This window comes from Catenuloplanes nepalensis, assembly GCF_030811575.1.
Classification (GTDB): Bacteria; Actinomycetota; Actinomycetes; order Mycobacteriales; family Micromonosporaceae; genus Catenuloplanes; species Catenuloplanes nepalensis.
The window spans coordinates 9,138,018-9,154,208 of record NZ_JAUSRA010000001.1; the positions used below are offsets into that span (position 1 = coordinate 9,138,018).

Annotated in this window: 9 protein-coding genes and 2 pseudogenes; 6 read left to right on the top strand and 5 right to left on the bottom strand. The window is 66.8% G+C overall.

From position 1 onward, the window contains the following. Window positions 1-108: 108 nt before the first annotated feature. The 6 genes from J2S43_RS39815 to ltrA all read left to right on the top strand — a co-directional run bounded on the left by J2S43_RS39815 (window position 109) and on the right by ltrA (window position 7,870). On the top strand, window positions 109-1,209 hold the full coding sequence (locus J2S43_RS39815) for a mannose-1-phosphate guanylyltransferase (RefSeq protein WP_306838388.1): 1,101 nt from the start codon (window positions 109-111) through the stop codon (window positions 1,207-1,209). Between the two features lie 65 nt (window positions 1,210-1,274). Further along, window positions 1,275-2,333, top strand: a complete 1,059-nt coding sequence (locus J2S43_RS39820; protein ID WP_370881721.1) for a hypothetical protein — start codon at window positions 1,275-1,277, stop codon at window positions 2,331-2,333. 74 nt (window positions 2,334-2,407) lie between these two features. Further along, window positions 2,408-2,794 (top strand): helix-turn-helix transcriptional regulator, encoded by a 387-nt coding sequence (locus J2S43_RS39825; RefSeq protein WP_306839766.1) that lies wholly within the window; start codon window positions 2,408-2,410, stop codon window positions 2,792-2,794. Window positions 2,795-2,799: 5 nt separating this feature from the next. Beyond that, complete coding sequence (locus J2S43_RS39830; RefSeq protein WP_306838390.1) at window positions 2,800-3,207, top strand: VOC family protein; 408 nt, start codon at window positions 2,800-2,802, stop codon at window positions 3,205-3,207. 8 nt (window positions 3,208-3,215) lie between these two features. Then, window positions 3,216-5,579, top strand: a complete 2,364-nt coding sequence (locus tag J2S43_RS39835; RefSeq protein ID WP_306838391.1) for an ATP-binding cassette domain-containing protein — start codon at window positions 3,216-3,218, stop codon at window positions 5,577-5,579. A gap of 1,031 nt (window positions 5,580-6,610) precedes the next feature. Beyond that, entirely contained in the window at window positions 6,611-7,870 is a 1,260-nt protein-coding gene (gene ltrA, locus J2S43_RS39840) for a group II intron reverse transcriptase/maturase (RefSeq protein WP_306838028.1), read from the top strand. 144 nt (window positions 7,871-8,014) lie between these two features. On the opposite strand, the pseudogene J2S43_RS39845 reads toward ltrA, so the two are convergent. The 5 genes and pseudogenes from J2S43_RS39845 to cofD all read right to left on the bottom strand — a co-directional run. Beyond that, window positions 8,015-8,466, bottom strand: a pseudogene (locus tag J2S43_RS39845) (NUDIX domain-containing protein); the annotation flags it as partial. A 246-nt stretch (window positions 8,467-8,712) separates the two neighbouring features. Next, a complete protein-coding gene (locus tag J2S43_RS39850; RefSeq protein WP_306838393.1) occupies window positions 8,713-8,958 on the bottom strand; it encodes a hypothetical protein in 246 nt (81 codons plus the stop codon). Window positions 8,959-9,347: 389 nt separating this feature from the next. After that, window positions 9,348-13,406 (bottom strand): annotated as a pseudogene (locus J2S43_RS39855) (ricin-type beta-trefoil lectin domain protein); the annotation flags it as partial. Window positions 13,407-14,008: 602 nt separating this feature from the next. Beyond that, window positions 14,009-15,157: a coenzyme F420-0:L-glutamate ligase gene (locus tag J2S43_RS39860; RefSeq protein ID WP_442320061.1), complete on the bottom strand. Its 1,149-nt coding sequence runs from the start codon at window positions 15,155-15,157 to the stop codon at window positions 14,009-14,011. Window positions 15,158-15,208: 51 nt separating this feature from the next. Next, complete coding sequence (gene cofD, locus J2S43_RS39865) at window positions 15,209-16,165, bottom strand: 2-phospho-L-lactate transferase (RefSeq protein WP_306838396.1); 957 nt, start codon at window positions 16,163-16,165, stop codon at window positions 15,209-15,211. Window positions 16,166-16,191: the final 26 nt, after the last annotated feature.

A 16,191-nucleotide genomic window follows, 5' to 3' on the forward strand; every position in this document is an offset into this window, starting at 1 on the left:
GGTGTAACCGGCAACGCCCGTTTGGGTGATTGTGGCGTAACTGATCGTTACCATCTGTATATGTGGCGCGCGTTCGGGCGCTCACCTTCACCGGGCATGATGGCGCCCATGTTCTACACCGTCATCCCGGCGGGCGGGAGCGGCACGCGTCTGTGGCCGCTGTCCCGTGCCGGTCACCCCAAGTTCCTGCACCCGCTGACCGGCACCGACGAGTCGTTGCTGCAGGCCACCGTGGCTCGCCTGGCGCCGCTGGCGCCGGCGGAGCGGACGCTCGTGGTGACCGGCGTGTCGCACGCCGCCGCGGTGGCTCGGCAGCTGGCCGGCCTGCCCGAAGGCAACATCCTGGTCGAGCCGTCGCCGCGTGACTCGTGCGCCGCGATCGCGCTGGCCGCGGCCGTGATCGCGCGCCGCGAGCCGGAGGCCGTGATGGGCTCGTTCGCGGCCGACCATCTGATCGCGGACGGCGCGGCCTACGTCGAGGTGCTCAAGGACGCGATCGTGGGCGCGGAGTCCGGCCTGCTGATGACGGTCGGCATCAACCCCACCCACCCGGAGACCGGCTACGGTTACCTGCAGTGCGGCGACACGATCGACGGCGGCCCGCTGCTGCGCGTCGAGGAGTTCAAGGAGAAGCCGTCCTTCGAGGTCGCCGAGTCGTACGTGGCGTCCGGCCGCTACCGGTGGAACGCCGGCATGTTCGTCTGGCGCGTCGACGTGTTCCTCGCCGAGCTGGCCCGGCAGCAGCCGCAGCTCGCGGCCGGCATCTCCCGCATCGCCGCCGCCTGGGACACCGCGGAGCAGGAGGACGTGCTCGGTGAGGTGTGGCCGACGCTGCCGAAGATCTCCGTCGACTACGCGGTGATGGAGGGCGCGGCCGCAGCCGGCCAGGTCGCCACCGTCTCCGGCGACTTCGGCTGGAACGACGTCGGCGACTTCCACACGCTCGGCGAGGTGCTCTCCACGGACGAGGCCGGCAACATGGTGCTCGGCGGCGACACCTCCGGTGACAAGCCGAAGGTGCTGATCCGCGACTCCAGCAACCTGGTCGTGGTGCCGCACTCCGGCCGTCTGGTCGCCGCGCTCGGCGTCCGCGACCTGATCGTGGTGGACACCGACGACGCGGTGCTGGTCTGCCCGCGCGACCGCGCGCAGGACGTCAAGCAGCTCGTCGACGAGCTCAAGCAGCGCGGCGAGCACGCGCTCGTCTGACCGCCCTTTCCCGATGATCGAGGCGTTCCCGTGCCCCGGGACGCCTCGATCTTCTGAAAAGGCTGGTGATCGCCTCCTACGCTGTGTCGGTGGACCATCTGACATCCGTGGAGCTCGCCGTCGCGGGCAACGAGGCCAGTGACCTGCTGCCCGTACACTCCGAGGCTCTTCTGGCCGCGCACGGCGCCCGCCGCGGTTTCTGGACCGTGCTGGACGAGGGCCCGGTCGAGGAGTGCCTGGCGCTGCTGCTGGAGAAGGACGACGACCCCGGCCACTGGTTCGCCCACCACCTGAGCGTGCTGCCCGGCCGCGAGGCGGGCCGCACCGAGGACGGCGAGGCGCTGGCGTACCGGGACGGCTGGGTCTACGCGATCGGCTCGCACTTCGGCTCCAAGGCCGGTCCGCTGCGCCCGCGACGTGCGTTCTTCTCCCGGTTCCGCGAGGACGACGCGGCGCGCGGCCCGGTGCCGATCCAGATCGTCCGCAACCAGTTCCGGCTGCACCGGGCGTTCAACGACGCGCTGCGCGCGCACGGCATCGACACGCTGCCGCCGGGCGAGCGGTCCCACGTCCGGTTCATCGTGGAGACCACGCAGCGCGGCACCGCCCGCGGCAAGCGCTGGACGCAGCGACTGTCCCCGGGCGACCACCCGGTCAACGTCGAGGCCGCCGCGTTCACCCCGGCCGGCACGCTGCTGCTCGGCCTGCGCTTCCCGGTCACCACCGCGGGCGAGCCGATCCTGCTGGAGATCGACGGCGTCGAGGCGATGTTCGACAACGACGAGGAGACCTGGCCGGAGGTGGTCGGCGTGCACGTGCTCACCGGCGTGACGCCGCCGGGCGCGCTGACCGGGTTCCGCGCGATCACCGCGCGCCCGGACGGCGGCTTCGACGCGGTGATCGGCTCGATCGACGCGCTGAACAAGGGCTCGATCCTGATCGACGACCACCCGCACGGCGGCGGCGTGGAGTGCCGGCACGTGCGGTTCACGCTGCCTTCTGGTTCTGGTGAGGTCGTCGCCGAGCTCGCGCCGTTCCGGAACGTCGAGGGCCTGGCCGAGATCGACGGGCATTCGTACTACGTGACGGATGAAGACCACCGGATCGCGCTCTGGTTCGCCTGAGGCTGTGGCATCATCGCGCAGTGAGCACTCCGCACCTGCGCGATCTCAAGCTGCTGCGCCGGGTCCGCGACCGGATGGACCGCGAGTTCGCGCAGCCGCTGAACGTGGAGGCGCTCGCCCGGGACGTGCACATGTCCGCCGGGCACCTCAGCCGGCAGTTCAAGCTCGCCTACGGCGAGTCGCCGTACTCGTACCTGATGACACGCCGGATCGAGCGCGCGATGGCGCTGCTACGCCGCGGCGACCTGACCGTCACCGACGTGTGCTTCGAGGTCGGCTGCTCCTCGCTCGGCACGTTCACCACCCGGTTCACCGAACTGGTCGGCATGTCGCCGGGCGTCTACCGGCGGTCTGTCGTCTCCGCCGAGTTGCCGTCGTGCGTGGCGAAGGCGGTCACCCGGCCGGTCCGGAATGCCGTCAGGAATGGAGAAGTCCAGGTCACCGCGGCGCACCTAGGGTGAGCGGCATGGACATCTCCATCAACGCCAGTTTCCTGCCGCAGGACGACCCGGAGGCCGCGCTCGGCTTCTACCGCGACCTGCTCGGCTTCGAGGTCCGCAAGGACGTGGGGTTCGGCGGCATGCGGTGGCTGACCGTCGGCCCGCCCGGGCAGCCCGCCACCTCGATCGTGCTCACCCCGCCCGCGGTCGACCCGGGCATCACCGACGACGAGCGCCGCGTCATCACCGAGATGATGGCTAAAGGCACGTATGCCGGCATTCTGCTCGCCACGACGGACCTGGCCGGCACGTTCGACCGGCTGCAGGCCGCGGACGCGGACATCGTGCAGGAGCCGACCGACCAGCCGTACGGGGTGCGCGACTGCGCGGTGCGCGACCCCGCGGGAAACCTGATCCGCATCCAACAGGCCTGAGGGGTCTCATGAGCCACGTCGCCGACAGCCACGACCTGATCCGGGTGCACGGCGCCCGGGAGAACAACCTCAAGGACGTCAGCGTCGAGCTGCCGAAACGGCGGTTGACCGTGTTCACCGGCGTGTCCGGCTCCGGCAAGAGCTCGCTGGTCTTCGCCACCATCGCGGCCGAGTCACAACGCATGATCAACGAGACGTACAGTGCGTTCGTTCAAGGTTTCATGCCCACGCTGGCGAGGCCGGACGTCGACGTGCTGGACGGGCTGACCACGGCGATCATCGTGGACCAGCAGCGGATGGGCGCCGACCCGCGCTCCACCGTGGGCACGGCCACCGACGCGAACGCGCTGCTGCGCATCCTGTTCAGCCGGATCGGCAAGCCCTATCTGGGGCCGCCCAGCGCGTTCTCGTTCAACACCGCGTCGGTCAGCGGCAGCGGGGCACTGACCGTCGAACGCGGGGCCGCCACCAAGGCGCAGAAGGCGACGTTCTCCCGGGTCGGCGGCATGTGCGTGCGGTGCGAGGGCCGCGGCACCGTCAACGACATCGACCTGTCCGCGCTGTACGACGACACGAAGTCGCTCGGCGAAGGGGCGCTGACCATCCCGGGCTACAGCATGGAGGGCTGGTACGGGCGGATCTTCGCGGGCAGCGGCTGGTTCGACATGGACAAGCCGATCAAGAAGTTCACGAAAAAGGAGATGCACGATCTCCTCTACCGGGAACCGACGAAGATCAAGGTCGACGGCATCAACCTGACGTACACCGGGCTGATTCCGTCGATCCAGAAGTCGTATCTGTCGAAGGACGTGGAGGCGATGCAGCCGCACATCCGCGCGTTCGTCGAGCGGGCGGTCACGTTCCAGACATGCCCGGAGTGCGACGGGACCCGGCTGAACGAGGGTGCGCGCGCGTGCAAAATCAAGGGGATCAGCATCGCGGACGCGTGCGCGATGCAGATCTCCGATCTGGCGGGGTGGGCTGCTTCGCTGAAGGAGCCGTCCGTGGCGCCGCTGCTGGACACGCTGCGGCACACGCTGGACTCGTTCACCGAGATCGGGTTGGGTTACCTGTCGCTGGAACGGCCGGCGGGCACGCTCTCCGGGGGTGAGGCGCAGCGGGTCAAGATGATCCGGCACCTGGGTTCGTCGCTGACCGACGTCACGTACGTCTTCGACGAACCGACCACGGGGCTCCACCCGCACGACATTCAGCGTATGAACAACCTGCTGCTTCGGCTGCGGGACAAGGGCAACACGGTGCTGGTCGTCGAGCACAAGCCGGAGACGATCGCGATCGCGGACCACATCGTCGACTTGGGTCCCGGCGCCGGAACCGGCGGGGGTGAGGTGTGCTTCGAGGGTACGGTCGACGGGCTGCGTGCCAGTGCGACCGTCACCGGTCGGCACTTCGACGACCGGGCTTCGTTGAAGCCGTCGGTGCGTACGCCTACTGGAAAAATTGAGATCCGCGGTGCTGAGCTGCACAACCTGCGCGGCGTGGACGTGAACGTGCCGCTCGGCGTGCTGGTCGTGGTGACCGGTGTGGCCGGGTCCGGGAAGAGCTCGCTGATCCACGGCTCGGTCGCTCCACTGGACGGCGTCGTCGCGATCGACCAGGGCGCGATCCGTGGCTCCCGACGCAGCAACCCGGCCACCTACACCGGCCTGCTGGAACCGATCCGTAAGGCGTTCGCCAAGGCGAACGGGGTCAAGCCGGCGCTGTTCAGCGCGAACTCCGAGGGTGCCTGCCCCACGTGTAACGGCAACGGCGTCATCTTCACCGACCTCGGCATGATCGCCGGCGTGGCCACCACCTGCGAGGACTGCGAGGGTAAGCGGTTCCAGGCGTCGGTGCTGGAGTACCGCTTCGGCGGCCGGAACATCAGCGAGGTCCTGACCATGCCGGTCGCTGCGGCGGCGACGTTCTTCGGCGAGGGCGAGGCCCGCACGCCGGCCGCCCACACGATCCTGTCCCGCCTGACCGACGTCGGCCTCGGCTACCTTACGCTCGGCCAGCCCTTGACCACCCTTTCCGGCGGCGAACGCCAGCGCCTCAAGCTCGCGACGCACATGGGCGAGAAGGGCGGCACCTACGTCCTGGACGAGCCCACCGCCGGCCTGCACCTAGCCGACGTGGAGCAGCTCCTAGGCCTGCTGGACCGGCTGGTCGACTCCGGCAAATCAGTCATCGTCATCGAGCATCACCAGGCCGTCATGGCCCACGCCGACTGGATCATCGATCTGGGTCCCGGCGCCGGCCACGACGGCGGAAAAATCGTCTTCGAAGGCACCCCGATGAAACTGGTCACGTCCCGATCAACGCTGACCGGCCAACACCTCGCTGACTACGTCGGCGCCCACAAGCTGTAGGCCCTTCACCACCGGCGTGCGAACAGCCCGCCTGGTGCTGATCGTCGTCTTATGGAACTGCACCGCTGCGAATTCCGGCCGCATGCCGATCAGACCACGATCCCGCCCGATCGGACCACACGCGCGTAGGACGCCCAGGCACCGACCGGCCAGAGCTGCCCACCGGCAGAAGGCTCATTGATCAAAATCCATTCCCGCACCGCACCCCGGCATGGCCATGACGTTGCAGCCATGCCCTCAAATGCCAGCAGGCCGTCTAACCGGAGATCGAAACCGCCAAAGTAGACACGCAAGTCACGCAGCAGCCCCCACAAGACCAAACGACGCAACCACCGCTACGACCGCCGCCGCGACGACGAACCACCAACCCGCCGCGTCGAACACACCATCACCCTGCACAGAATCACCGCCCCACCAGCAGAAACGACCTAAAGGAAGCGCCATTGTTGTGTCCTGAACGCGAAAGGGTGGAGATATGTAGGAATTTCCTTCTTGTAGCGATGCTGTACGGAAGATGAAGGTTTGGCCCTTCGGAGTCGCCCTGCTGGGGGAGGCTTCAAACCACCTCATGCTGCATTAGCTGAAGACTGTTGTGGTGAACGATGAGGAAAAGGCATCCATTCGAGATTGTCAGGTGGGGGTCGGGAAGGCGAGCGAAAGCGAATCGCTGATGACGTGTCGAAAATTCTAGATGACATCGAAACCGGGGTGTCAATGGAATCCCGGGATGAGTCTGGCGGGGACCAGTTTACTGGCCAGGCGGTGTCCGGCATACAGGCGACGCGAGCCCGGCCTGCGGCTTTCGTACGGAACAGGAGAAGGCGCGTGAGGAAACTACCCGCCGCTCTTTGGCGAGTGAGAGGGAGCGTTCCGGGCGGCCCGAAGCCGTGAGGAACTGAGTACCGTTGCCGATCGCGCTGGCGGACCGACTCGTAGTAGCGACGAAGCCTTTGTAATGAAGGTGGAGCAAAGGGGTCGGGTCGTTCGTGACTGGTTTACTCGATCAACCAGCCTTGGCTGGGAGGAGTCGCGTGGATGAGTTGAAAGCACCGGGCAAGCCGTTCGTGATATCGAAGCGGGCTGTCTGGGAGGCGTACGAGAAGGTGAAAGCGAAAAAGGGTGCGCCGGGAGTGGACGCGGTGTCGCTGAAGGCATTCGACAAGGATCTGAAGAACAACCTTTACAAGATCTGGAATCGACTGTCGTCAGGGACCTATTTTCCACCGCCGGTGCGGGCCGTGGAGATCCCGAAGACCGGGGGAGGCGTCCGAGTTTTAGGCGTGCCCACGGTCGGCGACAGGATCGCTCAAACGGTGGCGGCGCGGGTCATCGAGGCGGAGGTCGAACCGATCTTCCACCCCGACTCGTACGGTTACCGGCCGGGGCGGTCCCCGGTCGACGCGGCAGCGGTGTGCCGTTCACGGTGCTGGAAGAACGACTGGGTGATCGATCTGGACATTCGGAAGTTCTTCGACACGGTCCCGTGGGATCTACTGTTGAAAGCGGTCGCCGCGCACACTGATAAGCTGTGGGTCCTGTTGTATGTGGAGCGTTGGTTGAAAGCGCCACTGCAACTACCCGACGGCACTCTGCAGGAACGAGATCGCGGAACCCCACAAGGATCCGCAGTTTCACCTGTTCTGGCTAATCTGTTTCTCCACTATGCGTTCGACATGTGGATGGCCCGCATGTTTCCGGCGGTTCGGTTCGAGCGCTATGTGGATGACGTGGTGGTGCATTGCGTCAGTGAACGCCAGGCTCGGTATGTGCTGGCGGAGATCACGAAACGGATGACCCAGGTAGGGCTGGAGTTGCATCCGGAGAAGACCCGGATAGTTTACTGCCAGGACGACAACCGGCGTGGCTCGTACGAACACACCGAATTTGTCTTCCTCGGCTACGGCTTCCGGCGACGCTCGGCGCGGTCAAGGGAAGGGGCGATGTTCTTGTCGTTCCTGCCGGCGATCAGTAAACAAGCCCTGAAGAGGATCAGTGCCGAGGTGCGGTCGTGGCGGCTGCACCATCGCACAAGCCTGACCGAGAAGGACCTCGCCGATTGGATAAACCCGATCGTCCGGGGTTGGATGAACCATTACGGGGCGTTCTATCGATCTGCCCTATATCCCCTCCTGGAACGCATCAACGCCTACCTGCTGCGGTGGGTCCGCCGGAAGTACAAACGGTTGCGGGGTAGCAGGAAAGCCCGGACGTCCTGGAACAATGCCGTCCGGAAACGACCGCGTGCCTTCGCCCACTGGGCGTGGGTCACGCACGCCCCTACGGTCTGGTGACCAGAGCGACAAGAGCCGTATAACGGGAGACTGTTACGTACGGTTCTGTGAGGGCCCGGGGGTGAGATTCCCCCGGGCTACTCGGCGGCACACGGCCAGCGCCGTTGACGACCGCCGGGCGGGTCTGGCGCGGCTATCCGAGGAGGGCGTGGCGCGGTGTTCAGCGTGATGGCGGAGCCGGAGTCGGACGGTGTCGTGGATGGGGATGCGGTCGAACTCGGCCGGGTCGATGAACCGCACGTCGGTCGACTCGTCGCTGACCGCAAGATTCCCGCTGATGACTCGCCCGTAGTAGGTAATGTTGAATTCCTGGCGGACTTCGCTGTCGGCGTACGCGATCACGTGCTGCGGGTCGCTGTAGATGCCGACCAGGCCGGTGATCTCAATGTCGAGGCCGGTTTCTTCCTCGACCTCGCGCACGATGCAGTCGCTGAGAGTTTCGCCGATGTCCATGGAGGCTTATTCAGCGCGGCGAGCCAACGCCGCGTTGCCGCAGGCCGGGCCGCCTGACGACGGCGACGCTGAATAAGCCTCATGGTGCCGCCAGACAGCGCCCAGTTGCCGGAGTCGGCGCGGCGTTGTAGCAGCACCCGGCCTTTAGTCCGTTGCACCCGCCGCCAACAATCAGGTCGAGGCTGCGCCTCCAACCGCCTAGCCGTTCGATCGATGAATGGCGATGCAGCTTTTTCCGTGACGGCAACCTTGACGGCAACGTCAGCGCACAGCAGGGCGCGTCCGCGACCGATGGCGACCCCTCCATCGCGCTGAGTAAAACATTCAAAGTAGGGTCGACCGAGTAGCCGACCCCAATCAAACGGATCGACAAAGACTTATGGCATGCCTCAATCTCGCCAGCCCAAGAGTCTGGGTAATTCATCGAGATACGGGGCGTAATCCGGCTCCTCTTCGGCGATTCGACTGAGCACGCGAATGAATTCTTGACGTTCCTCTTCATTCATAGCACTTAGATCAGCAGCAATGTTTTCGAGCCCCTGGGACGCAACATCACGGTTAATCTCCTCGGCCGAAGAATGGTCGAGTAGCATGATGGCGGATATAACCGCCCGTGCAAGATGGTCTTCAATCATCAGTTCGCCTGCCTTGTGATGATAGTTGTGACTCCCCAACCGTCCAGCAGCTTACGGGCATCATCAGCAGCCTTTTGCGTGGGGAACTCGTATACCGCCGTCAGGCCATGATAGGCCGCCGTTCCTGCCTGCCGTTGAGCATGATCTTTCTTGTCAGCGAAATCCGGCAATGAGAGTTTTCTGTCGATTATCTCATCCCCGAAAGCACCATCAAATTTCGCAGTCACATCCACGCCGTCAACTCCCGGCATTCGCAGCATTGGTGCAAGGCTTCTGCCAGTCTGAAGGTCGCTTCTTGCACCTGCCGCACCTGATTGATATCGGTACGCGTCTGGGGACATTCCTCTACGCGGCGGCGTTGCTCGCAAATCACCAGCCTCTGGCACCCATTCTGCAGTTGCGCCTGCCCTATCGCCGCCGCAGTTGTGTACGAGCACCGGGGTTTTGCCGGCGAGCACATAGTACGTGTGGATGTCGCTGACGGTGAGGTTGTGGACAGTCGCGGAGAGGGCTGTCCAGCGGTCAACGGCTGCAATCTGGATCCAGGTGCCCGCGCTGGTCTGGAGCCATTGGCCTGACTGAAGGTCGGTGGCGTTCAGCCATTGGCCGAGTTCGGGCACCCAGAACGGGTGGCCGTCGGTTGCGGTGAGCACTGCGGTGCCGGTGCCGTGCTCGCCGTCTGTGTCGATGACAACCTTGACCAAGGGCTTAGCGCCGTGTCCAGCGATGGTTGCGGTCACCGTCTTGGTCTCGGTCTCACCGGTCTCGGCTTCGGTGGCCTTGACCGTGTCGCCGGTCTTCACGTCTTCGATCGGCTTGGTGGTGCCGTCCGCCATGAGGACTGGGGTGCCCGGAACGAAGCTGTTGCGGTCCGTAGGACACGAGCCGCCGCTGCTGCTGCCGCCGTCGCCGCGACCACTCCCGCTGGCGTTGTCCCCCTTGGAGGCCGGCGCCTTACCTCCGCCCCCGTTGCCGGCGGCGGAGGAGCCGCTCGGGTTGGCCTTGGCCTGAGAGCCCTTCTGTGCGGGGTTGCCGGTCTTCTTGGTCATGTCGGCGGCCTTGGCGCTGGCGGTCTTCGCCAGATCGGCGGCCTTCTTCGCCGCCGCCTGCGCGGCCTTCTTCGCCTTCTCCGCAGCAAGCTTCTTCGCCGCGATAAACGCCGCCTCCGCAGCCTTCGCCGCCGCCATCACGCGCTCGGCGATCTTGCGTGCCGTTTGCCATGCCTTGATGGCGGAGATTGTCAGGTCGATGGCCTTGGCGATCTTCGGGATCTTGGCGATCTTCCCCCACGGGACGGCACCGATGATCAGGCTGCCGCAGGCCCACATGTCACCGCCGAAGCAGTTGATCGCATCGTTGATACCCAGGAACTCGGCCAGGATGTTCCAGGCAGCGCCCAGGATCACCGACACCAGCGACGAGTTCATCGCCGCCTGCGCCTGCGCCACCTGCGCCGTGGACAAACCCGCACCCTTGTACGCGGCGTCCATCTCCGACGCCGACAACGCCACCGACAGGCCCGACGGGTCGGAGAGGGTCATCGGGTTGTTGTGGGCATAGGAGTAACCGTTGTTCTGCACCGGATCCGCCAAGTCCAGCAACGGATCCGCAGACAAGAACCGGCCTACAACCGGGTCATACAGACGCGCACCGAGCGGCACATAACCCGACGCGTCGTCCGGAGTCGCGCCGAGGTACCCGGCCTTCGTCTCCATCTTCGAACCGAGAGTCGCGACACCGCGCTGGTTACCGAACGGGTCCTGCTTACGGATTCGGGTTTCCATACCGTCCGCCAAAGCAACCTCAGCAGAAGGCGTGCCCTGCGGGTCGGATGCCACGGCGACCATGCCGGAACCGGACGCATTCGTGTAGCGCATCACCCCACCGCCGGGGGCGGCGTAGTTGCGCTGAACCGACACCTGCACACCACCGGTCTGCACCGTCAGCGTCGTCTCGCCCAGCATCAACGTCGCCTGGCGGCCCTGCACGGTGATCAGACGCGAGCCGCCCGGACCGTAGATGTGCCGGGTCTGGTTCTGCGGCTCCCACTTCTGCTCACCACCTGTGCCACACGTCGCCAGGACGATCGGGGTGCCGTTCGCACCCGAGGTGTTCTGCACCGCGATACACAGGCCGGACGGCTGGTGAATCAGCTGACCGGAAGCATTCCGGGCCACCTGCTGCGCGGCAGTGCCGTCGCACTTCTGCACCTGCAGCGCAGAGCCCGCGGTCGTGCCGGCCGGGACGACACACCAATCCTGGAGGATCGACAGGGTGCCCAGGTTCGGGTTCGACTGGCCCGGCGCCGGGTTGAAGGAGAACTTCTGGGCCAGGGTGCCGTTACACGCCGTGGAATGCAGCGGCACACCCGCCGCCGGGACACCCGACTTCAGATCCAGGCACTTCCCCGCCAGACCCACATACTCGGTCTTGCCCGTCCCGCCCTGACCGGTGATCGACTCGATCTGACCGTCGTAGGTCCAGGACAGCTCCTGCTTATCACCGTTCTGGATCGACGTGACCGACTTCGTCTCACCGGTCAACTCATACAGCCGCGTCGCCTCCGCGCTCACCTGCGCGCCAGCCGGAGTCGTGTACTTCTTACCGACCTTCGTCAACGTCCGCGGCTGGCTGCCGTCGGCGGCACCGTAGGAGTAGGTGGTCGTCGCGTCCTTGGCGGTGTCGCCGGTCAGGTCCTTCTCGACCAGCGTGGTGCGGTTGCCGAGCAGGTCGTAGGAGTACTCCTGCCAGTAACCCGTCTTGTCGGTACCCGCAACAGCCAGCACCGTCCCATCGGAAGAAACCGGGCCGGGAGCGCACGTGACATCGCTCTTCGCCGTCCACGCCGAAGTCAGCTGACCACGCGCGTCATACGTGAAACACTGCCGCTCGTCGATACCGAGGCTGTGCTCACGAATGTCCGTGATATTCCCGGCGGCGTCGTAGGCGTAGCTGCGCTGCGACACCAGATTCCCGGACACCAGCAGCTTGTTACCGGTCTGCTCACGGTAGACCTGACTTTGCTTCAGCTCACCGCTGGCCTCGTCATAATCCGCCAAAGCCCACACCCGGTACGGCTGCGAACCCAACGTCGACCGGACCACCTGCCCGTACGGCGAATACACCGTCTCCGTGCCATACCAGTCCTGACCGGACACCGACAGTGGTAGGCCGTCGTTGGAATACCGGACCAGCAACTTCTCCGACGGCAGACTGCCGACCGCGGGCAGCACCGACGACTCCGGCAGCCCGGTGTCCGTGTAGGTGTACGAGTACGTGTACGAGGTCTTGAAGCCCCACGTGTCCGCCACCGACTGCGGCAACGTCAGCGTGGTCGACGTCGGCTGGTAGTCGTTGGTGTAGCCGCCGACCGTCTGGGTGTACGCCTCGCCGTTGGTGTACCGCGTCACCGACGCCGGCAGACCGACACCACCCGGCGCACTGTCATACGTGTAGCCAGACAGCAGCGCACCGGTCGCCGAGCCGAGCCGCTGCGCGACCGGACGAGACAACTCGTCATAACCAGTCCACGTCGTCACCCCACGCGCATTCGTCGTGGTGACCGGCCGGTCGCGGTGGTCATACGTCGTCGTCGACGTGCCCGCGTCCGGGTCGGACGAAGTGACCATCCGGCCGCGCTGGTCGAAGCCCCACGACCACGGCCGCGTCGGATCCTCCGAATGCAACGCCTTGACCATCTGGCCACGCGTGTCGAACTCGTACCGCATGCTCGTAAACGTCGTCCGCGCCGCATCCGTGAACGTGTCGATCCGCGTCGTGCGACCGTTCGCGTCGGACCAGATCCGGTAGGAGCTCGACCCGGCCGGGTTGATCACCGTGGAGTGGTCCAGGCCGTACTCGTACCGGGTGGCCCGCTCCGGCTTCGCCGCACCGTTCAGAACCGGCAATTCCTGAAGAACACGACCCATGCCGTCGTACGTGTAACGCGTCATATTCGGAATCGCAGTATCGGCGAGGGGCGTGAACAGCGAACCCTCAGGCTTACCGGGGCCTGCGCCGCGACCTGGGCGAGGTGCGCGGCCTCGCGGCGTAGTACTCCAGCCGATACGGCTCGTAGCGCAGGCCGGCGAGCACGGCCGGGGTGACCAGGGCCAGACCTCGCCGGAGCTGTTGTACAGCGTGTCGGTGATCAACCGGCCGCCGCCGACCGCCTCCTCCTGCGACTGCCGCTCCCGCCCGAGACCGTCATACAACGTCACCGACACCTGAGTCTTGTTCTCATGCCCACGCGTGTACGTCGTGACATACGGCGGCGAACCAGCCGGCGTCGTGTACACCGCCTTGAAATCCGGCAACGTCGTCGCAGTCGGCGCACGCCCCGGCGACCACGCCTCCACCAGCCGACCCAACGCATCGAAACGCGCCTCGCTGACGTGCTTGTTCAGGTCAGTCGTCTTCAGCGTGGCCGCACGACCCGGCTCGACCTCCTATTTGGTTGTCGCGATCGACCGACTCGTCGCCGTATCTCTCCATCTTGTGACGCCCCAGGCCAAAGAATACAGACAATGTCGGGGCTCGATTTCAGCAGCCGGTAGATAAACTCCGCAGCCGTAAGGTCATAGTCGCGTCAGAGTTTGCAAATCGGCGTCGACGAACACCGCATTCAGTTCACCGGCCGATGTGCCCTCCGCTGCGCACCGATAGAAGTGTCCCGCTCTGCAACTTGAGGCTTATTCAGCGCGGCGACCTCACGCCGCGTTGCCGCAGGTCGGCGCCGTCGGGGCGCAGCGCGCTGAATAACCCTCCTTGTCAAGATTTACTCCCGCCATCCGACCCGACGCCCAATGATTGGTGGCAGGCGTCGGCTTCCCGGGTGGACGGCAAGGTGATTCCGAAGGCGTGGTGGGCTCGGTCTGACGGCCGAGGGGGCATCCGGGCGCTGCGCACCCGAAATATCAGTTCACGCCGGATGGCCGAGTGTGCCGGCGCTAGGCGGTGGTGGCTGGTGCGTTCCGCGCATACGGCACGGAGAGACGGCCGCCACCGACCCGGCCGGGCAGGGTCGGCGGCGGCGAGGTGGGGATGTGGATCAGGCTGGTCCGATGGAGAGCAGTAGGGGTGGGGTGTCGGTGAGGAGGGCGGAGGCGAGGCCCTCGGCGGCCAGCGAGGCGCGCAGGCGGTGGACGTCGGCGCCGAAGCGGATCAGCTGCGCCGTCGACTCGCCCGGCGGGCTGCAGATGATGAGGTCGGTGGTGGCCGCGGGGAGTTCGACGCCGGGTGGTGGCGTCTCGCGTACCGCCGCGGGGTTCTTCTCGTGGGTGAAGAGGGTGCCCTTCGCCGCCGCGGGCAGTGCGTGGGCGATCGCCCGGACCACCGCCGCGGTGTCCTCGGTGTCGGAGAGCACCGGCGGCCCGAACAGCGCCCCGGCCGGAAGCCCGGCCGCCAGGCGCAGCCCGTCCGCCCGGGCCTCCGCGGTGCCGAGCGAGAACATGTCCGACGCGCCGTCGCGCACCAGCATGCCAGCGCCCGGCCCGTCGTCGTCGGTGACGGCGTGCGGGTAGCCGCGGACGACCGCGACCGGCACGCCGCCGGTCTTGCCCTTGACCAGGTCGGCCGCGGCCGCCAGTTCGTCCGCGACCGCGATCTGGGTGACCTGCAGCTCGTTGCCGAACGAATCGGTGCGCCCACGGTGGTCGTCGATCGGGTCGAGGCCCGCGGTGCCGAGCGCGACGTCGGTGAGCCCGTTGCGCCAGGTCCGGCCCATCGTGTCGGAGATGATCACCGCGACGGTACGGGATGTGAGCCCCCGCACCGCCGCGCGGAGCGCCCGGGCGGACGCGTCCGGGTCCACGGGCAGCAGCACCAGCCGGTCGGGTTCGACGTTGGAGGCGTCGATGCCGGCGTTGGCCATCACGAAGCCGTGGTGGGTCTGGACGATCCGGGTCTGGCCGCGGGCCGCGACGACCCGGGCGGTCTCGCCGCGCAGGATCTCGTCCTTGGCCGCGTCGCGCGCCGGGCCCTCCGCCGCGGGCACCGGGACCAGCCGCCCCTCGGCCTTGGAGACGATCTTCGAGGTGACGACCAGGACGTCGTCGTCCTGCAGCCACGGGGCCGCCTCGACGATCGCGGCGGCCAGGTCGTCGCCGGGCCGGATCTCGCCGATGCCGGCGACGGGCAGGACCAGTAGGTCGGTCACGGGACTCTCTTCTCGGGGCTGCGGCGGCGCTGAGTCGATCATTCGCTCGCGCGCCCGCTCATGCCGGGGAAACGAGCAGAACGACGGCGGGTTTCATTCGGCCAGCGCGAGCGCGGCCGCGACGATGGCGGCGGTCGCGGTCTCGTCGGTCATCCAGAGCGGCGCGGACGCCACCCGTACGCCGGGGATGGTGAGGCCGTCGTCGGTGGTGTCGACCAGCCAGCCGTCCAGCAGGCCGCCGTCCGCGCGCGGGCCGTAGAGGCCGCCCACGCCGGCGGCGCTGCACTCGACGCCGATCGTGGCGAGGCACTTGTCGGCCATGCCGCGGACCGGGGAGCCGCCGATGATGCCGGAGACGCCGACGATCGGGGCGGACGCGGCGAGCAGCGCGTCGCGCAGGCCGGGCACGGCCAGGATCGGTGCGATGCTCACCACCGGGTTGCTGGGCGCGATCAGGATGACGTCGGCGGCCGCGATCGCGTCGAGCACGCCGGGTGCGGGCTTCGCCGCGTCCGCGCCGACGAAGACGAACCGGCTCGTGGGGACGTTGCCGCGGTGCTTGACCCACCACTCCTGGAAGTGGATCGCGCGCCGGCCCTCGCCGGGCAGGTCCACCACGACGTGCGTCTCCAGGCGGTCGTCGGTGGCCGGGATGAGCCGGACGCCGGGGTTCCACCGGGCGCAGAGCGCCTCGGTGACCTGGGAGAGCGGGTAGCCGGCGTCGAGCATGGTGGTGCGGACCAGGTGGGTGGCGATGTCCTTGTCGCCGAGGCCGAACCAGGTGGGCTCCGCCCCGTACGCCCTGAGCTCGCCGCTGACCGTCCACGTCTCGCCGGCCTGCCCCCAGCCGCGCTCGGCGTCGTGCGCGCCACCCAGCGTGTACATGACGCTGTCCAGGTCCGGGGAGATCCGCAGGCCGTGCATGCGCGTGTCGTCCGCGACGTTCACGACCGCGGTGACGTCGCTCTCCGGCCGGGTGCGCGCGTGGGCCCGCACGCCCTCCAGGAAACGGGCACCGCCGATGCCGCCGGCCAGAACCGTAATCCGCATGTCCCAATCCTTACTCATCGCACCGG

Coding starts and splice junctions, on each gene's coding strand:
- J2S43_RS39860 (WP_442320061.1), bottom strand. CDS start 15,157: ATGATCGACTCAGCGCCGCCGCAGCCCCGAGAAGAGAGTCCCGTGACC.
- J2S43_RS39850 (WP_306838393.1), bottom strand. CDS start 8,958: ATGATTGAAGACCATCTTGCACGGGCGGTTATATCCGCCATCATGCTA.
- J2S43_RS39815 (WP_306838388.1), top strand. CDS start 109: ATGTTCTACACCGTCATCCCGGCGGGCGGGAGCGGCACGCGTCTGTGG.
- J2S43_RS39830 (WP_306838390.1), top strand. CDS start 2,800: ATGGACATCTCCATCAACGCCAGTTTCCTGCCGCAGGACGACCCGGAG.
- J2S43_RS39825 (WP_306839766.1), top strand. CDS start 2,408: ATGGACCGCGAGTTCGCGCAGCCGCTGAACGTGGAGGCGCTCGCCCGG.
- J2S43_RS39835 (WP_306838391.1), top strand. CDS start 3,216: ATGAGCCACGTCGCCGACAGCCACGACCTGATCCGGGTGCACGGCGCC.
- cofD (WP_306838396.1), bottom strand. CDS start 16,165: ATGCGGATTACGGTTCTGGCCGGCGGCATCGGCGGTGCCCGTTTCCTG.